Origin of the sequence: Pseudomonas sp. o96-267 (assembly GCF_003935465.1) — a bacterium.
Lineage (GTDB): Bacteria > Pseudomonadota > Gammaproteobacteria > Pseudomonadales > Pseudomonadaceae > Aquipseudomonas > Aquipseudomonas sediminis.
The window spans coordinates 201,493-226,170 of the sequence record NZ_RHQP01000001.1; the positions used below are offsets into that span (position 1 = coordinate 201,493).

Genomic DNA, 24,678 nt, shown 5'->3' on the forward strand with positions numbered 1-24,678 from the left:
CTGACGACTAGCACGCATGCTCTGCTCCGAGGTAGTCAGCATGGTATCTGTCGCCATCCGAGGCGCAACCCCCAAGCCACTGCCATGACCTGAACATCGCTCATTCAACCCCAGTTAAAGGACTGACTATGGGCTCTATCCGGCTTCTTCACCACGGTGCCGCTGAAGGCGTCACCGGTTCGTGCCATCAGTTGTTTCTCGACGCGGATAACAGTGTTCTGGTCGATTGCGGTCTTTTTCAGGGTGCCGACGTATCGAACCTTGGCGCCAGCGAGCACAACCAGACGATCGATTTCTCTATTGAAGGTGTGCGCGCACTGATCGTCACTCACGTGCACGCCGATCATGTCGGACGTATCCCCTATCTGCTGGCTGCCGGCTTCAAGGGGCCGATCTTGTGCAGCATTCCCTCTGCCAAACTGCTGCCTATCGTCCTTGAGGATGCCTTCAAGTTGGTGTTCAGCCGCGATCAGCAGCAGGTTGAGCGTTATATCGCTGAGGTGCAACGGCGCATCATCGCGCTGCCTTATGCAACCTGGTTTACCCTTCAGGATAAGCCCGGACTACTGGCCCGAGTCCGCTTGCAGCGCGCTGCACACATACTGGGCTCGGCTTACGTGGAAATTGATCTGGACGGTAAGCAGGAAAAAGACAGCATCCGCGTGGTCTTTTCCGGCGATCTGGGCGCACCTGATGCCCCCATTCTGAAAGCATGCCGTGCACCTGAGCGGGCTGATCTGCTGGTACTGGAAAGTACCTATGGCGACCGTCTGCATGAAAATCGCAGCCGTCGCCGTGAGCGCCTGGAGCAGGTGGTGGAACATGCGCTGGCCGACAATGGCACGGTACTGATACCGGCATTCAGCCTGGGGCGTACGCAAGAGCTGCTCTATGAGCTTGAAGACATTATTCATAGCCGGCAACTCGATCAGCATACGGTCGCAGATGCGGTAGCCGATGACAGCACCGGTCTGAGCTGGCCGCATTTGCCGGTGATCCTCGACTCCCCTCTGGCCAGCCGCTTAACCAGGGCCTATCGAGAGCTAAGAGACTTCTGGAACGAAGAGGCCCATGAGCGTGTGCAATCGGGTCGCCGCCCACTGGCATTCGAGCAACTGATCACGGTGGACAGTCATACCGATCATCAGAAAATTCTCGAGCACCTGACCCACAGCGCACGCCCTGCGATTGTCATCGCCGGCAGTGGCATGTGTACCAGTGGCCGTATCGTCAATTACCTCAAGGCAATGCTGGGCGACCCACGACACGATGTCTTGTTTGTCGGTTATCAGGCACATGGCACTCCGGGTCGCGCGATCCAGCGTTTCGGCCCTGGTAAGGGCTATGTCGAACTGGACGGCAAACGCCATGACATCCGGGCGGGCGTTCATAGTATTGATGGCTATTCGGCGCATGCCGATCAGGCCGGCCTGGTGAGCTTCGTAACCGGTATGCGCAAATGGCCTGGTGAAATTCGCCTGGTACATGGTGAGCCGCAGGCGCGTCGCTCACTGGGCGAGGTGCTGGCACGCCTCTATGATGAAGCGCAGCGACCGGTCGTCATAATCAACAGTGGGGCATAAGGACGTGATGCAGTGAGCGCGATACGTTTTCTGGTAACAGGAGCCAATGGCTTCGTAGGCGCTGCTCTTTGCCAGGCGCTTGCCGAGAGAGGCCTTGGCTATCGTGCCGCCATGCGTCACGCAACGAACACAGCCGACATTTACAGCTACGGCGAGTTGGACGGTGACACACCCTGGGCGCCTGCACTGCATGATATCGGTGTGGTGATCCACCTCGCTGCGCGCGTGCATGTGATGCGTGACAAGGCCGCAGATCCGCTCGCTGCATTTCGGCGAACCAATGTCGAGGCAACAGTGAACCTGGCTCGCCAGGCCGCGAACGCCGGGGTAAGGCGCTTCGTGTTCGTCAGTACGATCAAGGTAAACGGTGAGCACTCAGCGCCGGGCAAGCCCTTTGTGGAGTCCGATGCAGCAGCCCCCGATGACCCTTACGCCGTGTCGAAATGGGAAGCAGAGCAAGCCTTGCTGCGCCTGGGCGCTGAAACAGGCCTGGAGGTGGTAATAGTGCGCCCCCCGCTGGTCTACGGCCCGGGCGTAAGGGCCAATTTCCTGCAGTTGCTGCGCCGAGTCCACAGCGGTTGGCCGACGCCCTTCAAGGCCATCAGTAATGAGCGGAGCCTACTATTTGTCGGCAATCTGGTAGATGCCCTGATTCTCTGCGCAACCCATGTCGAGGCAGCAGGTCAAACCTATCTGCTGGATGATGGCGTCGCACTTTCCAGCAGCGACCTTGTCGCAGCCATTGCCAGTAGTCTGGGCGTACCTAATCGTGACGTCGCAATACCTGTGTGGGTGCTCAACACAGCAGCAAGAGTTTTTGGGCAACAGGCGCTGGCGGAGCGTCTCACCCGATCACTGGTTGTCAGCAACAGGAAGATTTGCACGCAACTCGGCTGGCGGCCTCCGTTCACGATTGATCAGGGCTTACGTCTAACCGCCAGGTGGTACGCCCACCAGGCTACCGAGCTTTCGTAATTGTGTTGTCGCAATATTCCATCGTGGGCTGGGGTGTCTAAGTGATCCGTTTCGTCGATATTCTGTTGTCCCTGGCCGGCCTCGTTCTCGGAGCACCCGTTCTGCTCTTGATCTACTGTGCAGGTCTGTTTGACACCGGCTCACCGCTGTTTTTCCAGGAGCGTGTCGGGCGTTATCGCAAGCCCTTCACCCTGATCAAGTTTCGTACGATGGATGTTGATACGGCTTCCGTTGCAAGCCACCTGGCTTCACGCTCGAGTATCACGCGCCTGGGCGCGCTGCTGCGCAAAACCAAACTCGACGAACTGCCTCAGCTATGGAATGTACTCAAGGGTGAGATGAGCCTGGTGGGGCCGCGACCTGGACTCTTCAATCAGGAACAACTGCTGCATGAGCGCGATATCCGCAAGGTCTTTGAAGCAAGACCAGGTATTACCGGCCTCGCCCAGGTGAGTGGTATCGATATGTCTACCCCTGAGTTGCTGGCAGAGACCGATGCCAAAATGCTCCGGCAATTGACCCTTTCGTATTACTTCAAGCTCATTCTCATGACGGTTCTGGGTCAGGGCCGTGGGGATCGCATACGGCATTGAGCAGCAACGAATGTCGACAGCGCTCATGAGGCACCGCAATTGACTGCTCCCAGCAAAATGAATGGCTCAAGCTACAGCGCAGCCCCCAGGCAATGCTCGTGGCGCTTGCGAGCAAGCTCGAACTGCCCCTAGGATGCGCCTGAAGCCACTCCAACCGAGAGCCCGGTAGATGACAGCCCCCTTCACACCTGAGACCGACGCGGTGGAAATCATCGAGCGCGAGAACTGCTTTCGCGGTTTCTATCGCCTCGACCGGATCAAGCTGCGCCATCGCCAGTTCGCCGGCAATATGGGCCCGCAACTGACCCGCGAGCTGTTCGTGCGTCACGATGCCGTCTGCGTGCTGCCCTACGATCCGCAGCGCGATGAAGTGGTGCTGATCGAGCAGTTCCGTGTCGGCGCCATGGACAAGGCCGCCAATCCCTGGCTGCTGGAGCTGGTCGCCGGGCTGATCGACAAGGACGAGGAGCCCGAGGAAGTCGCCCGCCGCGAAGCGGTCGAAGAAGCCGATCTGATTCTTGGCCCGCTGTGGCCAATTACCCAGTATTTCCCCTCCCCTGGCGGCTCCGATGAGTTCGTCCATCTGTTTCTGGGTCGCTGCGACAGCAGCGGTGCCGGTGGCGTGCATGGCCTGCCCGAGGAAGGCGAGGACATTCGCGTGCATGTGATGCCGCTGGCCGATGCCCTGGCTGCCGTGCGCGACGGACGCATCAACAACGCGGCCAGCATCATCGCCTTGCAATGGCTGGCACTGAACCGCGACGAAATACGGGGCATGTGGTCATGAACCTGCTGCGCGAGCGCTATCGGGTCGACCTGGTCGAGTTGCAAACCGCTTGCGAGGCCAACTACGCGCGCCTGATGCGCCTGCTGCCGCACATGCGCGAGCACTCGCAAAGCCGCCGTGTTGCCCTTAGCCAGGGTGAACACCTGCTCGGTGTGCTGGCGCTGGACGTGCTGGAAAGCTGCCCGTACACCACCACCCTGCGCGTACGCCAGGAGCACAGCCTGCCCTGGCTGCCGGTGCCGCAACTGGAAGTGCGGGTGTATCACGATGCACGCATGGCCGAGGTGGTGGGCGCCGAGAACGCGCGGCGCCTGCATATTCGCTACCCGTACCCGAACGCCGCCATGCACCAGCCGGACGAGAAGAGCCAGCTCAATCTGTTCCTCGGCGAATGGCTGAGCCATTGCCTGGCCTGCGGGCACGAACCTCAGCCGGTGATGTAGCCCCCGCAATCAAGCTTTGCACTGCCCGGCCAATATGCGCTGGCGTGGTTTTTCATTGCCGGGGGTTAGCGCAAGCCACGTCAAAAACGCTCTCGGCGTTTTTTCTGTGATCTGCTTCCGCTTCCCGGGTTTTCCCTTTGCCGCAGCAACCACCATAATTCACTCGATAATGCCTTAGGAGATGGTCTTGCCGAGCCTGCCCGCCCCATCCACTGAATCCTCGGTCCTGCTGGTGCAGTTGTCCGACAGCCATCTGTTCGCCGAAGCGGACGGCAAGCTGCTGGGCATGGATACGTGCGACAGCCTGCAACGGGTGATCGAGCGGGTGCAGCAGGAGCAGCCGCAGATAGATCTGATCCTGGCCACGGGCGATCTTTCTCAGGACGGCAGCGTTGCGTCGTATCAGCGCTTTCGCCAACTCACCTCGGCCATTGCCGCCCCGGCTCGCTGGCTGGCCGGCAATCACGATGAAACCCCACCGATGCAGGCCGCCTGCAAAGACAGTGAGTTGCTGGAGCCGGTAATCGACCTTGGCGCCTGGCGCATCGTCATGCTCGATTCGTCGATTCCCGGCGCCGTGCCCGGTTTTCTTGCCGACAGCCAACTCGAACTGCTCGAACGCGCCCTCAGCGAAGCACCGCAGCGCCATCACCTGATCTGCCTGCATCACCACCCGGTATCCATCGGCTGCAAGTGGATGGAGCCCATAGGCTTGCGTAACGCCGACGCGCTGTTCGCCATCCTTGACCGTTACACGCAGGCGCGGGGCGTGCTCTGGGGGCATATCCACCAGGAGTTCGACCAGATACACGATAACCTGCGCCTACTCGCCTCACCCTCGACCTGCGTACAGTTCGCACCGGGCAGCGAGGAGTTTCAGGTGGGCAATGATGCCCCCGGCTATCGCTGGCTGCGTCTGCATGCCGACGGCAAGCTGGACACCGGCGTGTCGCGCGTCACCGGCATTGATTTCGAAGTGGACTACAGCGTCAAGGGTTACTGACATACCCCCAATCAGCTTGAAGCTTGCAGCTTGAGGCCCCTGACGAGTAGCCTCCCGCTCCATGACCGCATCCATCCTCTATATACACGGCCTGAACAGCTCGCCAGCCTCGCACAAAGCCAGCCAGTTGAGCCGCGCCATGGCCCATCTGGGCCTGGAAAACCAACTGCGCGTGCCCGCGCTGCATCACCACCCACGCCAAGCTATCGCCCAGTTGCAGGCGCTGGTCGCCGAACTGGGCGATCCTGTTCTGGTGGGTAGCTCGCTGGGCGGCTTTTACGCTACCTACCTGGCAGAGCAGCACGGGCTCAAGGCGCTGCTGATCAACCCAGCCGTAAAGCCGCACCTGCGCTTCGATGGCTACCTGGGCCCGCAAAAGAACTACTACAGCGACGAGACCTGGGATCTTACCGAGGATCACGTTCACGCCCTGGCCGAACTCGAAGTCCCGGCACCGAGTGACCCGAGCCGTTATCAGGTGTGGCTGCAGACCGGCGACGAGACCCTCGACTACCGCGACGCCGAGCGTTACTACCGCGCCTGCGCCCTGCGCATCCAGGCCGGTGGCGACCACGGTTTCCAGGGTTTTGCCGAACGCCTGCCGACCCTCTTCGCTTTTGCCGGTATTAACGCCACACTCTGGCGTGATACCGACTTTTCCGTATTCAATTGACGAACAAGAGACCCTATGGCCCAGCAGAACGCCTATAACGCAGACGCCATCGAAGTCCTTTCCGGCCTCGACCCGGTGCGCAAGCGCCCGGGCATGTACACCGACACCACGCGCCCCAACCACCTGGCACAGGAAGTCATCGACAACAGCGTCGACGAAGCCCTGGCCGGGCACGCCAAGTCGATCCAGGTGATCCTCCACGAGGACAACTCGCTGGAAGTGCTCGACGACGGCCGTGGCATGCCGGTGGACATCCACCCCGAAGAGGGCGTGCCCGGGGTCGAGCTGATCCTCACCAAGCTGCACGCCGGCGGCAAGTTCAGCAACAAGAACTACCAGTTCTCTGGCGGCCTGCACGGCGTCGGTATCAGCGTGGTCAACGCCCTGTCGACGCGCGTGGTGGTCACCGTCAAGCGTGATGGCAACGAGTACCAGATGAGCTTCGCCGATGGCTTCAAGGCCAGCGACCTGGAAGTCATCGGCACGGTCGGCAAACGCAATACCGGCACCAGCGTGCATTTCTGGCCGGACGCCAAGTATTTCGACTCCTTCAAATTCTCGGTCAGCCGCCTCAAGCATGTGCTCAAGGCCAAGGCCGTGCTGTGCCCGGGCCTGTCGGTGACCTTCGAGGACAAGGCCGCTGGCGAGAAAGTCGAGTGGCATTACGAAGATGGCTTGCGCTCCTACCTGGTCGACGCCGTCAGCGAATTCGAACGCCTGCCCGTCGAGCCCTTCTGCGGCGCCCTGGCTGGCAACAAGGAGGCGGTGGACTGGGCCCTGCTGTGGCTGCCGGAGGGCGGCGACGCGGTGCAGGAAAGCTACGTCAACCTGATTCCCACTGCGCAGGGCGGCACCCACGTCAACGGCCTGCGTCAGGGCCTGCTGGATGCCATGCGCGAGTTCTGCGAGTTCCGCAACCTGCTACCGCGCGGCGTCAAGCTGGCACCGGAAGACGTCTGGGAGCGCATCGCCTTCGTCCTCTCAATGAAGATGCAGGACGCGCAGTTCTCTGGCCAGACCAAGGAACGCCTGTCCTCCCGCGAGGCCGCCGCGTTCGTCTCCGGCGTGGTCAAAGATGCTTTCAGCCTGTGGCTCAACGCCAACCCGGAAACCGGCCTGGCATTGGCCGAACTGGCCATCAGCAACGCCGGCCGCCGCCTCAAGGCGGGCAAGAAGGTCGAACGCAAGAAGATCACCCAGGGCCCGGCGCTACCCGGCAAGCTGGCCGACTGCGCGGGGCAGAACCCGCTGCGCTGCGAGCTGTTCCTGGTCGAGGGTGACTCCGCCGGCGGCAGCGCCAAGCAGGCGCGCGACAAGGAATTCCAGGCCATCATGCCGCTGCGCGGCAAGATCCTGAACACCTGGGAAGTGGACGGCAGCGAAGTGCTGGCCAGCCAGGAAGTGCACGATATCGCCGTCGCCATCGGCATCGATCCGGGTTCAAGCGACCTGAGCCAGCTGCGCTACGGCAAGATCTGCATCCTCGCTGACGCCGACTCAGATGGCCTGCACATCGCCACCCTGCTCTGCGCCCTGTTCGTGCGTCACTTCCGACCGCTGGTGGATGCCGGCCACGTCTACGTAGCCATGCCGCCGCTGTACCGCATCGACTTGGGCAAGGAGATCTTCTACGCCCTGGACGACGCCGAGCGTGACGGCATCCTCGACCGCCTGGTGGCCGAGAAACGCCGCGGCAAACCGCAGGTCACCCGCTTCAAGGGCCTCGGCGAGATGAACCCGCCGCAACTGCGCGAAACCACCATGGACCCGAACACCCGGCGCCTGGTGCAACTGACTCTGGATGATTTCGAAGGCACCCGCGAAGTGATGGACATGCTGCTGGCGAAGAAGCGCGCTGGTGATCGCAAGAGCTGGCTGGAAACCAAGGGCAACCTGGCCGAGGTACTGGCCTGATGCGCAACCACCTCCTCGCACTTGGTCTGTTGGCCGGCGTCGCGCACGCCGAGCCAGTGGTGCTGGAAGAGCTGAAGCTGCAGGCTGAGTACCCGGTGACGGAAATGCCCAGCGGCAATCTGTCCGGCCTGGCCATGTGTGGCGACACGATATGGGCGGTGTCCGACCGCGACGACGACCGTATCTACCAACTGCACCGTGAGGAGGGCTTGCTGCGCGCCGAGGCAGAAACCTTCGTCGCCCCTGAACCACCCGAGAACACCCTGCCCTGGGGGCTGCGCATGCGCAACTGGGCGGCTGGCCTGGTACGCGGCGGCAAGCTGGATTTCGAAGGCTTGTCGTGCGATGCGCAGGGCAACCGTTACCTGGTCAGCGAAACCCGTGCCGCCGTGTTGCAGGTCAGCAGCAACGGCAACGCACAGTGGCTCAACTTGCCCAGCGGCCTGGTACGCCAGGCGCGCGCCAGCGGCATGCTCTTGCACTTCAACCAGGGCTTCGAAGGCATCGCCATCGACCCAGCAGGCGAACGCCTGTGGCTGGCAGCGGAACAACGTCGTCGCGGCCTGACCGTGTTGCATCGGCGCGGCAGTAGCTGGCGCTGCACGGGCGGTTGCGTGCTGACCAGCGAAAGCGGTGATGAACCCTCCCCGGAAGCCCTCGGCGGCCATTTGGCCCCTCGCGACTTCTCCGGCCTGGCCTATTTCGGCGAAAAAATCTTCACTCTGGAACGCCAGGCTCATCGTATCTGCCGCCGCACCCTGAGCGACGGTATTGCGGATATCTGTTGGTCATTCGCCGCCGAGGCACTGAGCGAGCCACGCCGCTATACGCCGGACTACGGCATGGCCGAAGCGCTGTGGATCGACAAGGACGGCGCCTGGATCGGCGTCGACAATGGCAGCCAGGCCCGCGCCGATGGTGAAGAACGCCCAATCGTCTGGCGTTTTGCTGCGCCCAAGGGCGGCTGGAGCCGGCGCCCGTGAGCGAGCAGACGCCCGGCCGCCGTGCCGGACGCGTGATGTGGGTGCTCGCCTGGGGTGCAGGCCTGCTGCTGGCCACGCATTTCTTCGGCAACTGGGAAGATCGCCAGCGCAACCCGAACCAGACGCCGCAGTCGCTACATGGCGATGGTTTCGTCGAAGTCAGCCTGGCCAGCAGCCGTCAGGGGCATTACGTGGTCAACGGCCAGATCGATGGGCAGGACGTGACCTTCCTGCTCGATACCGGCGCCACGCAGGTCGCGATCCCCAGCACGGTGGCCGAGCGGCTCGGCCTGCAACGCGGTGCGCCGGTCATCATCAGCACCGCCAACGGCCGTGCCACGGGACATCGCACGCGCCTGGACAGCCTGCGCCTGGGCGATATCGAACTGCGTGACGTCGCCGCACTGATCGCCTCCGGCATGGACGGTGATGAAGTGCTGCTGGGCATGAGCGCCCTGAAACAACTCGAATTCAGTCAGAAGGGCGGCACCCTGGTGCTGCGCCAATCAACCTTGCAATGAGGCCCGCATGAGCGAATCCCTCGATTTGAGCCTGGAAGGTGTTGAACGCCGGTCACTCGCCGACTTCACCGAGCAGGCTTATCTCAACTACTCCATGTACGTGATCATGGACCGCGCCCTGCCGCACATCGGCGACGGCCTGAAACCCGTGCAGCGCCGCATCGTCTACGCCATGAGCGAGCTGGGTCTGGACGCCGACTCCAAGCACAAGAAGTCGGCGCGTACCGTCGGTGACGTGCTCGGCAAGTTCCACCCGCATGGTGACATCGCCTGCTATGAAGCCATGGTGCTGATGGCGCAGCCGTTCAGCTACCGCTACACACTGGTCGACGGCCAAGGCAACTGGGGTGCGCCGGACGATCCCAAATCCTTCGCTGCCATGCGCTACACCGAGGCGCGCCTGTCGCGTTACTCGGAAGTGTTGCTCTCCGAGCTGGGCCAAGGCACGGTCGACTGGGTGCCGAACTTCGACGGCACCATGAACGAGCCGGCGACCCTGCCGGCACGCTTGCCCAACCTGCTGCTCAACGGCACCACCGGCATCGCCGTGGGCATGGCCACCGACGTGCCGCCGCACAACCTGCGCGAGGTGGCCGCGGCCTGCGTGCGTCTACTGGATGAGCCGAGCGCAACGGTCGAGCAGCTCTGCGAGCATATCCAGGGCCCTGACTTCCCCACCGAAGCCGAAGTCATCACACCCAAGGCCGACCTGCTGAAGATTTACGAAACCGGCCGCGGCTCGGTGCGCATGCGCGCCGTGTACAGTGTCGAGGGCGGTGACATCGTCGTCACCGCCCTGCCGCATCAGGTCTCCGGGTCCAAGGTGCTGGAACAGATCGCGGCACAGATGCAGGCCAAGAAGCTGCCGATGGTCGCTGACCTGCGTGATGAGTCGGACCACGAGAACCCCTGCCGCATCGTCATCATCCCGCGCTCCAACCGCGTCGATGCCGATGAACTGATGACTCACCTGTTCGCCACCACCGACCTGGAATCCAGCTACCGGGTCAACACCAACGTTATCGGACTCGATGGTAAGCCGCAGGTCAAGGACCTGCGCACCCTGCTCAGCGAGTGGCTGGTGTACCGCGTCGGCACCGTGCGCCGCCGCCTGCAGTTCCGCCTGGACAAGGTGGAAAAGCGCCTGCACCTGTTGGAAGGTTTGTTGATTGCCTTCCTCAACCTCGACGAGGTGATCCGCATCATCCGCACCGAGGATTCGCCCAAGCCGATGCTGATGGAAACCTTCGGCCTCACCGATGTGCAGGCTGATTACATTCTCGACACCCGCCTGCGCCAATTGGCTCGCCTGGAAGAAATGAAGATCCGAGGCGAGCAGGACGAGCTGGCCAAGGAGCGCGAGAAGCTACTGGCTCTGCTCGGCAGCGAAGCCAAGCTGAAGAAGCTGGTACGCAAGGAGATCATCGAAGACGCCGAGAAGTACGGCGATGACCGCCGCTCGCCGATCGTCGCCCGCGCCGAAGCCAAGGCCCTGTCGGAAACCGAGCTGATGCCGACCGAACCGGTCACAGTGGTGCTCTCGGAAAAAGGCTGGGTGCGCTGCGCCAAAGGCCACGACATCGACGCCACAGGCCTGTCCTACAAGGCCGGCGACGGCTTCAAGGCGGCAGCGCCCGGACGCTCGAACCAGTACGCGGTATTTATCGATTCGACTGGCCGCAGCTATTCGCTCACGGCCCACAGCCTGCCGTCGGCGCGTGGCCAGGGCGAACCGCTCACCGGCCGCCTGACCCCGCCGCCGGGCGCGACCTTCGAATGCGTGATGCTCCCCGAAGACAGCGCGCTGTACGTGATCGCCTCCGACGCCGGCTACGGCTTCGTGGTCAAGGGCGAGGACCTGCAAGCCAAGAACAAGGCCGGCAAGGCCCTGCTCAGCCTGCCCAACGGCGCCAAGGTGGTTGCTCCCAAGCCGGTCACCAACCTGGAAGACGACTGGCTGGCCGCCGTGACCACCGAAGGCCGTCTGCTGCTGTTCAAGGTCACCGACCTGCCGCAACTGGGCAAAGGCAAGGGCAACAAGATCATCGGCATTCCTGGCGAGCGCGTGGCCTCGCGTGAGGAGTATCTGACCGATCTGGCCGTACTGCCCAGCGGCTCCAGTTTGGTTTTGCAGGCCGGGAAGCGTACCCTGACACTCAAAGCCGACGACCTCGAGCATTACAAGGGCGAGCGCGGCCGCCGTGGCAACAAGCTGCCGCGCGGCTTCCAGCGCGTCGACCAGCTTCTGGTGGAATAGCGTCGGCAACACGCCCCGTTCGTCCGGGATATCCGCCCTACCGGCAAGCAGCCAAGGCTGGAGTCGTAGCGCGGTTTGACGGATGATACGCGCCCTGGGTCGTCCATGACCCCCAGCATGATATGGGATCGATGTGCAGCTGCCCCAGAAGCGGCTGCCTGGAATTGATGATGACTGTAGTACGCCCGATGGCTCTGCTTCTGATCGCGCTGCTCGTACTGAGCGGTTGCAGCCTGCTGCAGCAGAAGCCGGTGCCCCTTTACCAACTCGACAGCGGCGATGCGGTGACGCCGACCAAGGACAACGGTGTAACCGTGCTGGTCGGCCCGATCAGCGTGGCCGATTACCTGCGCCAGCAGCATCTGCTGCAGCGCCAGACCGATGGCAGCCTGGTTGCCGCGCAGGACGCTCGCTGGGCCAGCAGCCTGGCCAACGATATCGACCAGCAGGTGCTGCGCCAGCTGGCCTGGCGCCTGGATAGCCAGCGCCTGGTACTGGCTCCTGCCGCACCCGGCTTCAGCGCCGACGCACAGGTCATGTTGACCATTACCCGCCTGGACTCCGGCCCAACCCAACCGGCCGTGCTCGAAGCACAATGGCGTTTGCTCGATCGTCGCGGACAACTGCGCGACAGCCGCCTGATTCGCCTGGAGCAGCCACACGGGGGCCCGCTGGCCGAGCAGGTCAAGGCGCAGAGCACTCTGCTGCAGCGCCTGACCGCTGAGATGGCAGTGGCCATTCAACCTGTCGCCGCAGCCGAACCGACACCCGAACCGCGCAAAAAACCGCCGGTGGCCAAAGCCAAACCGCAGGAACCGACCACTGCCGGGCCGAAGATTCCGGTGGCAGAACCGATCAAGATCGATACGGAAGTGTTTCGTTTCTAGACAAAAAAGCCCGCAGATGCGGGCTTTTTTATGGGTAGAAGACAGCTGAACTTTAAGAGTTAGCAGAGTCCCGCAGCGGACGGCTCGATGCATTCGACTGCACCATCGTCGCTACACCTGAGCCTTGGCCGTCGAAGCTCAAGACACCGCGCTCGCCGCGACAAGCACCATCAAGCAGCGAGCCGGCGACAGTCGCTCAGGAGAACGTTGCACCTACTTGCTGCGGATCTTCTCGACGATGGCGGTGGTCGAGCTGTTCTCCACCAGACCGAGTACGCGCACTTCGCCGCCATAGGCCTGAACGATATCGGCGCCGACCACTTGGTCGATGCCATAGTCGCCGCCTTTGACCAGCACGTCCGGCTGCACCTGGCTGAGCAGGCGTTCGGGCGTGTCCTCGCTGAAACTCACCACCCAGTCAACGGCGCCGAGACCGGCGAGCACTGCCATACGACGATCGACGGCGTTGATAGGCCGGCCCGGCCCCTTGAGCCGACTGACCGAGGCGTCGTCGTTGATCGCAACGATCAGTCGATCACCCTGCGCGCGAGCCTGCTCCAGATAGGTCACGTGACCGGCGTGAAGGATGTCGAAACAGCCATTGGTGAAGACGATTTTCTCACCATGGGCGCGGGCGTCCTCAATGGCGATCAAAAGCTGGTCCAGGCTCAGCACACCACGTTCGGAGCCTTCCTCGCGCTGCACCGCACGACGCAGTTCCGGCGCGCTGATAGCAGCCGTGCCCAGCTTGCCGACGACGATGCCGGCGGCTAGGTTGGCCAGGGCAACCGCTTGCGGCAGCTCCTCCCCTGCGGCGATAGATGCCGCCAGGGTGGAAATTACCGTGTCGCCAGCGCCGGTAACGTCGAACACCTCACGGGCTCGGGCCGGCAGATGCAGCGGGGCATGCTCGGGGCGCAGCAGGGTCATGCCATGTTCGCCACGGGTGACCAACAGCGCGCCCAGCTCCAGCTCACGCATCAGCTTGGCACCTTTGCTGACCAGCTCAGCCTCATCAGTACAACCACCAACGATAAGCTCGAACTCGTGAAGATTCGGCGTGATCAGACTGGCACCACGGTAGATGGAAAAATCCTTGCCCTTGGGGTCGGCGAGTACCGGAATACCTTTCTTGCGTGCCGCCTGGATCAGCGCCTGGTGGTTCTGTAGCGCGCCCTTGCCGTAGTCCGACAACACCAGCACCTTGACCCCGTCGAGCAATGCTTCGACCTCACGCGCCAGCGCAGCGGTGTCGGTATTGAAGGGTTCTTCGAAATCCATGCGCAGCAACTGCTGATGACGGCTCATCACACGCAGCTTGACGATGGTGGGCTGGTTATCGATGCGCTGAAAGTGCGCCTCCACCCCGGCGCCACGCAAGCTGTCGCAGAGGCTTTCAGCCGCCTCGTCGTCGCCGGTGACGCCGACCAGCAAGGCGCGCGCGCCGAGCGCCGCGATATTCAGCGCCACGTTGGCAGCGCCGCCCGGACGATCCTCGATCTGATCGACCCGCACCACGGGCACCGGGGCTTCGGGCGATATGCGCGAGGTGCCGCCGTGCCAATAACGATCGAGCATGACATCACCGACTACCAAGACGGGCGCCTGATCGAAACGGGGCATGGATAATTTCATGCGGAAACTCCGGGATTGCAAAATCGCCGCGGAGAATAACACATCGGCTTTCACGCACCGCGCCGTGTGCTATTCAGCGCAGCTCAGCGGTCGAAGGGACGCACCCAGAACAATTCATGCCGACGCACAGCCTTGCGGAAGAACTCATCTTCACCCGCCTGCGGCCAGCGACGTGCAGCCAGACACCATTGAATGAAGCGACGCAGACGCTTCTTGAAAGCCAGCGGGGTTTGCAGGTCGTGCTGCATCGCCAGCGCCTGACTCTTGTCGAGCAAAACATGGTCATCGAGCTGCAGGCACCAAAGCTTATCGGCCGGCAAAGGCTCGATGCACGGAGGCAGAGCGATACCATTACCCGCAGGGCCCATGGGCCAACGGTCATTATCAACTAGGTGATTGGCGTAGAGCAGTTGCACATCCGGCTGCCAACCACTTTGTTCAATGGCCTGGAGCAATGCGCGCCCTGTTTGGATGTGGTCGGGATGAGGGTCGAGTTCGGGATGAGGCAGCACCACCACTTCTGGCTTGAAGTGTTTCAGCAGGGCGGCAAGATCGGCTGTGAGGTTATGCCAGGTGGGGGCGCCATCCGCATCGGCGGGCAACTTCATCGCATTGAAGCGACGCACGCTGCGGATGTCGGAGTCGCCGGATTCACGTGACGCGAATGGCATGTTCGGTTCGCCCTCCATGTGCCTCAGTTGCATGCAGTAATAACCCAGGTGCACACAACGACTGGGTTCGACACCGCCCCATAACGGCACCGTATGGCTGCTCCAGCTGCGCAGCCGTCCCTTGAGACGAGCCGCGGCCGCATCACTGAGACCGAGGCGACGGTAGAAATCGGCCTCGATCTCACCTTGGGTCAGGGTGACGATGGAAACTTCCCTACTGCGGCTGTACAGACCAAACGCGGCAAGCTCGGCATCGTCGGCATGAGGGGCGAGCACCATCACCCGACGCCGGGAGTAATCGGGATTGTTGAAGCAATACAGGGTCGCCTCACGACCTACCCGGCAGAAGCGCCCACGCAGTCGCAACTGCCCGCTGCGCAGCGACGGCAGGCAACCCGAAAGATTAAGAAAGCGCACGCCATTGACGCCCCGCTCGAGATCCTGCCGATCCTGCGCTTCGCCCTCGCCGATGAGCACATGAGGATCGAGGTAACGGCCAAGCCAACCGCTGCGGATGTGCACCGCCAGTACCAGCGTGTCGGCATCGTCGGGCAATGCGGCCCCATTCGGAGATACCAATCCCTTGCGGTCGAGCAGAACCGGGAAGCTCAGGCTGTCGGGCGGAAAGGCATGGCGATAGTCATCGCGGGGGGAGTAGAAAAGATGATCGGAGAACCAGGCTTCGTGGGCGATCCAGGCCAATAGCAGCACCACCGGGGTGGTACTCCATGATCCGAACCAGTCCAAGCCGACCAGAATCGGCAGTGCCACGACCATGAGAATGCGCTTGTTACGCCGATGCCGGCGTAGCAATTGCTGCTTGCGTGCTTCCATTCATTTACACCTGAAAAACAGGTTGGCGATTACACCAACGATCCTTGTATTCCACATCGGCTCGGCCGAATGAGTAGCGTAGCGGCTTCCCTCGAGCACGCGCATCTTCCCAAGCGGACTGAGTATTGATAAAGCTGAGCACACTGCCGGGACTGAAATCACGGGAGGCTGGATCGACTCCACCATTGATGTATTCAATGCTGATCCAGTCTGGCGATTCGACCCTGTACAGCACCTGAACGGCGATCGGGTTGCCGTCCAGCTGCAGATAATTGCCCCAGAGAAAATCCTTCAGTGCGTCGAACACTTCGCACAGATGCTGTTTGCCGGGGACAGCGAAGCCCCATCTTTTTTCGAACAGTTCCGTGTAGATGGCAGCCAGGGCATCGGGCGACAGGCCCGAAACCGGCAGGATTTCACCACCCGCCCCTTCCAGCATTCGCAACTCGCGCCGCTGGTTGTAGCGAAACTTCTTGCCGTATTCCTCCGGCTGGCGCGCCAGGGCCAACTCTTCCCGCTGTTTACGCAGTGTCGATATCCCGCCTTCATGCAGGGTGGTCACATAACGCATGCGCTGGCGAACCGGAGCCATGGCCCCTCGGGCGACCGGTAATATCACCTCGGCATTGCCCAGATCGAAAAAGTCGCGTCGACCCTGACGCTTGAGCACATCGCGTGACAACGCCAGGTGGCGCCCCCACACCGGGACCGCTGCCTGCAACTCGCCCTGCAGCGGCCAGCCCAGATAGCGCACGGGTATGCCTGCCAGCGCCGAAAGCCGTGAAACCACCTGCGGATGAGTCACGACACTGCCGCCCAGACGAGCCCACACCTGCGCATAAAGATCGGCGCTGATGGGGCGCCAGCCACGCTCGCGCCAGCGTTGTAACGGGTTGAACATCGGGCATCCAGCTCGAACGAAAAGGTCGCAAAGCTTAACACGTGGTCGCTGCCCCTCACCCGAACGATGCTTTAACATAGGCTCTTTTCATCGATGCTTAGGATTTCTGGTGCAAACACCTTCACAGCCTGGCGCCAGACGCCTGCGACTCCACGATTTCATCACCAGCCGCTGGCTCGTGGGGGGGTATCTGGTCCTGTTGACAGGTCTGTTCTGGGTACCCGACGGCAGTCTGTACACAAAATTCTATTACGCGTTCCTCGCGGCCCCCTCCCTACTGGCGATCCTGCTCGCACCCGCACAGATGAAGTCCGTCCTGCGCGATCCGGTGATCCTCAGCTTTCTCGCGTTCAGCCTGTGGTTGCTGATCAGCATGAGCTGGAGCCGCGCCGATGATGGCGTTGGCAGCCTAGCCAAGCGTCCGCTTTATGTGTTCATGCTCTTCGTAGGCTGCGCACTAATTGCTATCAAACGCGAAGAGTTGCTGCTCAAGGCCCTGCGCCTCGGCGCTGCAATCGGTGCATTGGCCGCCCTCATTAATGTCGCCTGGTTCCTGCACAACGCGGCCCCGGGCGCGCGGTTGATCGGAACCGGCGCCCTGCGCAACCCCTTACTCACCTCCCATGTTCTCGGCTTTTTGTGCGCCTATTGGATCGCGGCGTGGCTGTCACGCAGCGAGCGTCGCGACTGGCTGCCGGCTGTAATGGCGCTTCCTCTGCTGGCTGCACTGCTCACCACTGGCTCACGCACGCCGCTGATGGGCCTAACGCTGACCTGTTTCTGGATGCTACTGATGAGCGGCCAACGCGCGGTGTATCTAATTGCCGCGCTACCCCTCGTTGCTAGCGCAACCTATCTGGTCGCCCCGGAAATTATTCTGCAGCGTGGTACCTCCTTCCGCCCCGAACTCTGGAGCGATGCCTGGCGACAGGCTGGCGAACACCTCTGGTTTGGTGCCGGCTACAACAGCAAGTTCGAGTTCGATATTCAGGGCATGCGTTATCTTTTACATGACCCGCACAATGTCGAGCTCGCAGTACTTCTCGAGCTGGGTCTGATTGGCCTAGGCTTGTGGACCATCATGTACATTTTCGCCCTCCATCGCTGTCTGCGCCTGCGTGCGCTACCACAGTTCCAGATTGCCTCGGCACTGCTGATCTATGGCCTGTGTGCTGGCCTGACTGAAGGCGGCAACTATCTGTCGCGCCCCAATGAAAGCTGGTTTCTGATCTGGATTCCCCTGGCGCTGTTAGGCGCCCTTTCCATACGACACAGGCAGGCCCAGGCATGAAACGAATCGATGCGGCGCAGCTGAACGCACTGCTGCAGGGCGCCAAAACCATCGAAGAGGATGGCCTGGGCGTCAAGGTGGCGCGCCTGGAGGACGGCGACTTCCTGAAACTCTATCGGCGCAAGCGACTACTGTCCTCCGATCTCTGGAACCTGCCGGCGCAACGTTTCGCGACCAATGCGCAAGGCCTGCTGCGCCTTGGCATCGCCGCTCCGAAGGTTCTCGACGTTCTGATCATCAACCAATGCCGCTTGAGCGCCGTACGTTATCAGCCGTTGCCAGGCGACACCCTGCGCAACCAGCTGGGCCAGCTGGATACCATGGCGCGCGCTGAACTGGTGATGGCGTTCGGAACCTTCCTCGGCGAATTGCACCAGCGCGGCGTTTACTTTCGCTCCCTGCATCTGGGCAATGTACTGCTCCTGCCGGACGGCTCCTTCGGCCTGATCGATCTTTCCGACATGAAGCTGGAGGGAAGCCCGCTCGCGCCTAGGAAGCGACGCCGCAATCTCCAGCACATCCTGCGCTACGCCGAGGACATTCACTGGTTGACGCAACAGCACCTGGACAACTGGCTAGACGGTTACGCGCGGAGCGTCGGCCAGCGCGACGCCGCGCGCTTTACCCGGGACCTGAAAAGGTGGCTGAAATCCAGGTGAGGCCTGCCCCCCAGAAGCTCGGCGAAAGCGCCGCTATCCGAGATGAACAGCGGCTCAACGCTTGAGCCAATAGCGCCATAGCCCCTTGAGCGTCTTCAGGTTGCGTGAACGCCAAGGAATCTGCGCGAGCAGCTCACCGGCAAGTTGACGATCCTCATTGGCGACCTTGGTGAACATGGCGTTCAGGTAACGCAGGCGCGTCGCCTCGTAGCCCGGGTGGTCGCTGAAGCGCTGGTAGATCGCCAGTTCGGTTTCGATCATCAGGCGGCGGTTCTTGTAGGTGTTGCTGCCATGCACACGGTAAAGGGCCAGCGGTTCCTCGAGTATGTCGATGAAATAGCCGGCCCGCGCTATGCGCAGCTCCACGAAGTAATCCTCGATACGAATGGTCGGATCGAAGCCGCCCACCTCTTCGAGTGCCTGACGGCGAAACAGCAGGGTCGGCGCTGGCGGGCCCGGCTTGCGATCCATGAACAGATCGTCAAAATCGAGGCGCCGAGCCGGGCGATGGCGTTGTTTCTTGTCGGGCAACGGCTTGCCTTCGCCGTCGATAAGCACGATACCGCCCGCACAGATGCCGGTCTCCGGATGCCGCTCCATGAACGGAATCTGCAAGGAAAAGCGCTCGGGCAGCATCAGGTCATCCGAGCCCAGCGGCGCGATATAAAGACCTTTGCTACGGGCGATCATGTCGTTTAGCGTGGTGCAGAGTCCCTTGTTTGCCTGCGCCACGAAGTCGAACCCGAGCTCCGCCTGTAGGCGCTGAATCAGTTCAACGCTACCGTCGCGCGAGCCATCGTCGACCACCAGCAGTTCGATGTTGGGGTAACGCTGCGCGTACACGCTGCGTATGCTGGCCTCGATGAAATCGACGTGGTTATAGGATGAGATCAGTACCGACACCAGAGGCAGCGGGTTGGCGCTATCGGTCATGAAGACGATCCTGTCAGTGGCTGCCCTCGAGCAGCTCTCGGTATTTACGGCGAAAATCTTCGATATCATGCTCGCGCCTGAGGTAGCGGTAAGCCCGCTCCCCCAGCTCAACTCGCTCGACCTCGCTATCGGCCAGGCTAGCCCGCAGTTGTTCGGTCAGCGCGGCCACATCGCCAGGGCGAAACAATCGCCCTCCAGCTCCTTGTAAGAGTGGGCGCATCGCGGGAATGTCCGAACCCATCACCGGCAAGCGGCCGCACATGCCTTCGAGCAGCGCGAGCCCAAGCCCTTCCTGTAGCGAAGGCATGGCGAAGATGTCGAAGCCCCTTACATAGCGCATGGCATCGGGCTGGGTACCGCACAGATGTACGCGTCCCTGCAAACCGGACTCGACGATCAGCGCGGCGAGATTGCTCTGTTCACGCCCCCCACCGATGATAGCCAGATGCGCATGCGGGAATTCCCGACTCACGGCAGCGAATGCCTTGATCAGATGGGTATGACCTTTGATCGGAACCAGGCGCCCGATGGCACCGATGATCACCGGCTCCATCGGCAAGCCCAGCGCCTGACGCGCTTCGTCTCGAGACAGTTGTAGGGACTCGGCCAGGTCGATATCCAGCGCATTGGTTATCGCCAGCGTGTTCGCCGCCGTGAAACCACAGCGCAAGGAGACGAGGTAGTCGACCACCGCCGGCGAGACCCCGACAAAGCGCCAGCGCTCATCAATCAAACGCCTGGCCTGCCAGCGCCGATAGAACCGGTCGTACTCGCCAAAGCCGTGGGACACGCCGATACAGCGGGCAATACGCAGCTGCTTGTTGAGGTGCATGAACAGGTTCACGGCCTTGAAACGGTGCAGCAGCACCACATCGAAACCTTCCTCACGACAGAACGCCAGCAGTCGCGCCCGCACCTTGCGGCGTAAACCGCTCATGTCCTTCTCATTGAATTCGAAGAACACCTGGCGTCGGCCTGGCGGGTTGAGCGCCCCCTCAGCAGGCCGGCCTTCCAGGTAGGCATTGACCACCTCGAAGCGCTCTGCAGGCAGCCCCTGCAGGATCTGTTCGCCCAGGTCGGAATTGGTGTCCGCTGCGTTATAGCGCGTCTGCAGCTGCAGAACTTTCAGGACCTTAGCCATCCATCCGTCCTATCCACAGACGAATAGCCTTGCGCAAATAAGACAGCTTCAGCAGGACACGCCAGTCGCTCGCCACCGCTTGACGGTAGAATTGCTTGGCAGCTGGCAAATCTCTTGCCAGGCAGGCACTGCGAAACAGTGACAGGCAGCGTTGCTGGTAAAAGGCGGCGCGCAGTTGTTGCAGTGCCTCGGGCAATCGCCCGAACACCTCGTCGACCAGTTCAACCCCGCCCGCGAGGCTGGAAGAAAAATCATGGCGAAGGCTGTCGCTATGCTTGTGAATCATCGCCAATGGTTCTGACAGCAGCGTGATCGGATACGCCGCAAGGGTCTGCGCGAAGACGGGAATGTCCTCGGCGTTGCGAAAACGCTCGGGATAGTTGCCAGCCTGAAAGATGGAGCGATGCATCACGCAGGCGCCGTTGGAAATGCTCATTGTCTTGTCGAGCAGATAGGCGCGCACACGGAGCAGCGGTGTATCAGGCAAATGATCGGGCGAATGCTGGCGACGCCGCCCATTCTGATCGACCGACCAGTGCCCGCCGATCACCATACGCGTATGGGGGTTGCCGATCAGGTGCGCACGAATCAGAGCCAGGCTGTGTGGAGCCATTTCGTCATCCGCATCGAGAAAGATCAGCCAGTCATGGCGAGCCCTCTCGATACCCAGATTGCGCACGGAGGCCAACCCACCATTTCCCTTGCGCAGTGCGGTAAAGCGATCGGGGAATTCGACCTTCAACGCCTCGATGACTTGCGGCGTGTCGTCCTTGGAGCCGTCATCGATGATCAGCAGCTCATCGTCATCACCCAACTGCGGCACCACCGAGCGAACGGTGCGTCCCAGGGTTTTGGCATAGTTATATGCCGGAATAACGATCGTGATCGCAGTAGGCCCACTCATTACCGGTCCCCTCCGACCTTTCGACTCAGTACGCGGAAGCCTCTGGCCACGCGATTGACACTCATGAACATCGCCCATCGATCACGCATGAAACTCAGCGACAAAGCCGGCCGCACGACTTGGCCTGTGCCCCAGCCCGGTCGCCAGCAAAAACCATCTCGTCGCTTGCGATAAAGCGTCAGAACCGGCACGCCCAACGCCGAAGCCAAATGGCCAACCCCCGAATCGTTACCAATCACATAACCCGACTCGTACAAGTGCGCGGCCAACGCTCTGGCATCTGGAAACTCGGGGACCTCGAATTCGGGTGCGAACACATCCACATGATCGTCTCGCTCCTTGGGCGACAGCACGAACTGCGGTTGATAGCCGGCGGCGCGCAAACGCCTGGCCAAGGCCAGATACTTGGATGCGGGCCAGTTCTTCTTCACGTTGTACGAAAGCGGGTGGAACATCACACGCCGAGCATGTCGGCGATGCTGGAGCGTGGGCGGCGTCTGCAGGCCGATATCGCTACTGGCATCGCTCAGCCCCAAGCGCATACGGCAGAAGGCGACCGCCTGCTCGACCATACTGACGCTATCGTCCGGCAGGCAACGCAGCGGCCCGGCGGCTGCAGCCAGAGGAGCCAGAAGGCGAGCCTTTTCCGCAGGCAGTCGCGCCAGGGTATCGACCGCCGGGTCTTGCACGAATCGTGAGTCGACTTTGAGTGTGCCGACGAAGACATAACGCCTGGCCAATTTCTCGGCCGCCTCAGCATAGCGGGTCAGCATGCTACCCATGTCTGAGATGACCAGATCGAAACCATCGAGCACCGCGAATGTGTCCGCGGGCAACGGCAGCGGCCGGGTCTCGAATAGCGGCAACCAGTCGTTGAGGGCGCCAAAGTGATTGCTAAGCACTGTCACCCGATAACCAGCGCGCGCCAGGTTGGCAGCCAGTACCAGATAGACGCATCCATCGCCCAGGCCCATGGAAGGCACCAATGCGATCCGACAATCAGCCGACACCACTGATAGATGGGTATCAGCGTGCGTTAAAACCTCGCCCATCAAAACTCCCGCATAATCCAATATCGTCCGTGACCAAGTACTGCAAACTTTTGAGCACATCCGCTCATTCGGAACGCCGTGTCGTTGTCGCCTCGACGTCCGCCCTTTCAGTCAGGGCTCGGACTGCTCCTGCACTTGCGGTTCATCCTTTTCCTCGAGGCCCAAGGCATGAAGGCGGGCGTAGTAACCGTTCTGCGCAAGCAGTGAATCGTGGGTACCGCGCTCGACGATACGTCCCTGATCCATGACCAGGATCAGATCGGCTTTCTCGATGGTCGACAATCGATGCGCAATGACCAGCGTCGTGCGACCCTCCATGACCCTATCCAGCGCCGCCTGGATATAGCGCTCGGACTCGGTATCCAGGGCCGAGGTTGCTTCATCGAGAATCAGCACAGGCGCGCTTTTGAGCAACGCCCGGGCAATCGCCAGACGCTGACGCTGGCCGCCCGACAGCATGACGCCGTTCTCACCTACCCGGGTTTCGAAGCCCTGGGGCAGCAGATCAATGAATTCGCGGGCATAAGCGGCTTCGGCGGCCTGCTCGACCGCCTCGCGAGGCAGGTGCCTGAGATCGCCGTAGGCGATATTGTTCAACACGGAGTCGTTGAATAGGGAAACCTGCTGCGTGACCAGGGCGATATGTTTTCTCAGGTTCTCGACGCGATAGTCTTCTATCGGCGTGCCATCGAGCAGAATCTGACCCTGATCATGCTGGTAGAAACGCGGAATCAGATTGGCCAGAGTCGACTTGCCGCTACCTGAACGACCGACCAACGCCACCATCTGCCCCGGTTCCACGCTAAAACTGATGTCCTGCAGGACAGTTTTTTCAGTGCCCGGGTAGACGAAGCTCAGATGTTTGACATCGAGAGCTCCACTGACCCGCTCTTTCTCGACCGTGCCCTGATCCGGCTCGGGCGCCTCGTCCAGTTGTTCGAAGATGCTTTCGGCGCCGGCAAGCCCTTTCTGGATGGTCGAACTGACCTCCGAAAGCTGGCGAATCGGCTTGGGCAGAAGCCCTGCGGCGGTGATATACGCCACCAGATCACCGACACTGGCGTCGCCGCGCAGGAACAGCACCAGGAACATCAGGAACGCCATGGCGGCGTAGTTCACCAGTTGCAGGCTGGGTGTGTAGATCGCACTGGTACGGGTCATGCGCAGCTGCTTGCGGGTGCTGTCTTCACTCGCTTCGTGGAAGCGTTCGCGCTCATAGCGCTCGCCGCCGAAGCTGCGCACCACGCGGTAGTTCTGGATGGTCTCGGAAGACACATGGGTCAATTCGCCCATGGCGCTCTGGATCTTGCGGCTCTGGCTACGGAATTTCTTGCTCGCGCTCTTAACCATCAGTGCAATGAGCGGCAGGATCGCCACCATCACCATGGTCAGTTTCCAGTTCATCCACAGCAGATAACCGAACAGGAAAACCACCGTCAGGCCTTCGCGCACCATGACCTTCAAGGCGTCCGTCGCCGCGCCGGTGACCGAACCGACATTGTAGGTGATGCGGGAAATCAGGTAGCCCGTGGAGTGGTTGTCGAAATAGCGGTTGGGCAGTGTCAGCAGGTTGTTGAAAAGCGCGATGCGCAGATCCTGTACCAACCCCAGCGATACCCGAGCCAGATAATAGCCGCCAAGAAAGGAGCCGATGCCCTGCCAGAAGGTGATCAGCAGCAGCGCCAGCGGTACGCCGTAGAGCAACTGCATGCTGCCCAGCAGCGGCAATTCGACCATACCGGCCTCGGGGCTGGCGAGCCCGTCGACGAAGTATTTGAGCAGGCCGGCGAGCATCGGCTGAGTCGAGGCGAAAATGATGTAACCGATCATGCTGACGCCGAACATGAACCAGTAACGCCTCATGTAGCTCAACAGCCGCATGTACAACTTGAAGCTGGAGAGGGAAGACGGTTTGGCGCTTGAATCAGGCATAAGATGCTGGCTCTGTGATTAAGCGCGCGATTGTACCATCAGGCAACACGCAACCAAATGCAGGCGAAATACCTTCGCATTTGTGCGCCTGCATTGGCGCACAGCT

Annotated in this window: 22 protein-coding genes; 14 read left to right on the forward strand and 8 right to left on the reverse strand. The window is 61.5% G+C overall.

Annotated features, from left to right (window positions below; all coding sequences use genetic code 11):
• Positions 1-128 precede the first annotated feature (128 nt).
• From EGJ86_RS00870 to EGJ86_RS00925, 12 genes are all read left to right on the forward strand, one after another.
• A complete protein-coding gene (locus tag EGJ86_RS00870) occupies positions 129-1,583 on the forward strand; it encodes an MBL fold metallo-hydrolase RNA specificity domain-containing protein (protein ID WP_125833588.1) in 1,455 nt (484 codons plus the stop codon).
• Between the two features lie 12 nt (positions 1,584-1,595).
• Positions 1,596-2,558 (forward strand): NAD-dependent epimerase/dehydratase family protein, encoded by a 963-nt coding sequence (locus EGJ86_RS00875; RefSeq protein ID WP_256672248.1) that lies wholly within the window; start codon positions 1,596-1,598, stop codon positions 2,556-2,558.
• A 41-nt stretch (positions 2,559-2,599) separates the two neighbouring features.
• Positions 2,600-3,151 (forward strand): sugar transferase, encoded by a 552-nt coding sequence (locus EGJ86_RS00880; RefSeq protein ID WP_125833589.1) that lies wholly within the window; start codon positions 2,600-2,602, stop codon positions 3,149-3,151.
• A 169-nt stretch (positions 3,152-3,320) separates the two neighbouring features.
• The gene (locus tag EGJ86_RS00885; RefSeq protein ID WP_125833590.1) at positions 3,321-3,938 is read left to right on the forward strand and encodes an NUDIX domain-containing protein; all 618 of its coding nucleotides are present in this window, start codon (positions 3,321-3,323) and stop codon (positions 3,936-3,938) included.
• Positions 3,929-4,381 carry a DUF1249 domain-containing protein gene (locus EGJ86_RS00890; RefSeq protein WP_125833591.1) on the forward strand — a complete coding sequence of 151 codons (453 nt, stop codon included), beginning with the start codon at positions 3,929-3,931 and terminating at the stop codon, positions 4,379-4,381. Before EGJ86_RS00885 ends, EGJ86_RS00890 begins: the two co-directional genes overlap by 10 nt.
• Positions 4,382-4,562: 181 nt before the next feature.
• Positions 4,563-5,384, forward strand: coding sequence for a 3',5'-cyclic-AMP phosphodiesterase (gene cpdA, locus EGJ86_RS00895; protein ID WP_305965121.1), 822 nt, complete (start codon positions 4,563-4,565; stop codon positions 5,382-5,384).
• Between the two features lie 61 nt (positions 5,385-5,445).
• Positions 5,446-6,057, forward strand: coding sequence for a YqiA/YcfP family alpha/beta fold hydrolase (locus EGJ86_RS00900; protein ID WP_125833593.1), 612 nt, complete (start codon positions 5,446-5,448; stop codon positions 6,055-6,057).
• A 15-nt stretch (positions 6,058-6,072) separates the two neighbouring features.
• A complete protein-coding gene (gene parE / locus EGJ86_RS00905) occupies positions 6,073-7,971 on the forward strand; it encodes a DNA topoisomerase IV subunit B (protein ID WP_125833594.1) in 1,899 nt (632 codons plus the stop codon).
• On the forward strand, positions 7,971-8,954 hold the full coding sequence (locus EGJ86_RS00910) for an esterase-like activity of phytase family protein (protein WP_125833595.1): 984 nt from the start codon (positions 7,971-7,973) through the stop codon (positions 8,952-8,954). The genes parE and EGJ86_RS00910 overlap by 1 nt, the downstream gene beginning before the upstream one ends.
• A gap of 35 nt (positions 8,955-8,989) precedes the next feature.
• Positions 8,990-9,475, forward strand: coding sequence for a TIGR02281 family clan AA aspartic protease (locus EGJ86_RS00915; RefSeq protein WP_372237952.1), 486 nt, complete (start codon positions 8,990-8,992; stop codon positions 9,473-9,475).
• A 7-nt stretch (positions 9,476-9,482) separates the two neighbouring features.
• Positions 9,483-11,732 (forward strand): DNA topoisomerase IV subunit A, encoded by a 2,250-nt coding sequence (gene parC / locus EGJ86_RS00920; protein WP_125833597.1) that lies wholly within the window; start codon positions 9,483-9,485, stop codon positions 11,730-11,732.
• Positions 11,733-11,899: 167 nt separating this feature from the next.
• Positions 11,900-12,619 (forward strand): membrane integrity-associated transporter subunit PqiC, encoded by a 720-nt coding sequence (locus EGJ86_RS00925; protein WP_125833598.1) that lies wholly within the window; start codon positions 11,900-11,902, stop codon positions 12,617-12,619.
• 213 nt (positions 12,620-12,832) lie between these two features.
• Here the strand turns inward: EGJ86_RS00925 and hldE are convergent, their stop codons facing one another.
• The 3 genes from hldE to EGJ86_RS00940 all read right to left on the reverse strand — a co-directional run bounded on the left by hldE (position 12,833) and on the right by EGJ86_RS00940 (position 16,660).
• Positions 12,833-14,254: a bifunctional D-glycero-beta-D-manno-heptose-7-phosphate kinase/D-glycero-beta-D-manno-heptose 1-phosphate adenylyltransferase HldE gene (hldE, locus tag EGJ86_RS00930; RefSeq protein WP_125833599.1), complete on the reverse strand. Its 1,422-nt coding sequence runs from the start codon at positions 14,252-14,254 to the stop codon at positions 12,833-12,835.
• 83 nt (positions 14,255-14,337) lie between these two features.
• Positions 14,338-15,759, reverse strand: coding sequence for a PIG-L deacetylase family protein (locus tag EGJ86_RS00935; protein WP_125833600.1), 1,422 nt, complete (start codon positions 15,757-15,759; stop codon positions 14,338-14,340).
• Positions 15,760-15,763: 4 nt separating this feature from the next.
• A complete protein-coding gene (locus EGJ86_RS00940) occupies positions 15,764-16,660 on the reverse strand; it encodes a GNAT family N-acetyltransferase (RefSeq protein WP_125833685.1) in 897 nt (298 codons plus the stop codon).
• A 109-nt stretch (positions 16,661-16,769) separates the two neighbouring features.
• Here EGJ86_RS00940 and EGJ86_RS00945 point away from each other — a divergent pair, with 109 nt between their 5' ends.
• Positions 16,770-17,951 carry an O-antigen ligase gene (locus EGJ86_RS00945; RefSeq protein ID WP_256672249.1) on the forward strand — a complete coding sequence of 394 codons (1,182 nt, stop codon included), beginning with the start codon at positions 16,770-16,772 and terminating at the stop codon, positions 17,949-17,951.
• A complete protein-coding gene (locus tag EGJ86_RS00950; protein ID WP_125833601.1) occupies positions 17,948-18,610 on the forward strand; it encodes a lipopolysaccharide kinase InaA family protein in 663 nt (220 codons plus the stop codon). The genes EGJ86_RS00945 and EGJ86_RS00950 overlap by 4 nt, the downstream gene beginning before the upstream one ends.
• Positions 18,611-18,664: 54 nt before the next feature.
• Here EGJ86_RS00950 and EGJ86_RS00955 read toward each other — a convergent pair whose 3' ends face one another.
• From EGJ86_RS00955 to msbA, 5 genes are all read right to left on the reverse strand, one after another.
• Positions 18,665-19,543, reverse strand: a complete 879-nt coding sequence (locus EGJ86_RS00955; protein ID WP_125833602.1) for a glycosyltransferase — start codon at positions 19,541-19,543, stop codon at positions 18,665-18,667.
• A 13-nt stretch (positions 19,544-19,556) separates the two neighbouring features.
• The gene (locus tag EGJ86_RS00960) at positions 19,557-20,684 is read right to left on the reverse strand and encodes a glycosyltransferase family 4 protein (RefSeq protein ID WP_125833603.1); all 1,128 of its coding nucleotides are present in this window, start codon (positions 20,682-20,684) and stop codon (positions 19,557-19,559) included.
• Positions 20,677-21,588 carry a glycosyltransferase family 2 protein gene (locus EGJ86_RS00965; protein ID WP_125833604.1) on the reverse strand — a complete coding sequence of 304 codons (912 nt, stop codon included), beginning with the start codon at positions 21,586-21,588 and terminating at the stop codon, positions 20,677-20,679. The genes EGJ86_RS00960 and EGJ86_RS00965 overlap by 8 nt, the downstream gene beginning before the upstream one ends.
• Positions 21,588-22,640, reverse strand: coding sequence for a glycosyltransferase family 9 protein (locus EGJ86_RS00970; RefSeq protein ID WP_158620890.1), 1,053 nt, complete (start codon positions 22,638-22,640; stop codon positions 21,588-21,590). The genes EGJ86_RS00965 and EGJ86_RS00970 overlap by 1 nt, the downstream gene beginning before the upstream one ends.
• 111 nt (positions 22,641-22,751) lie before the next feature.
• Positions 22,752-24,572, reverse strand: coding sequence for a lipid A export permease/ATP-binding protein MsbA (gene msbA / locus EGJ86_RS00975; protein WP_125833606.1), 1,821 nt, complete (start codon positions 24,570-24,572; stop codon positions 22,752-22,754).
• Positions 24,573-24,678 lie beyond the last annotated feature (106 nt).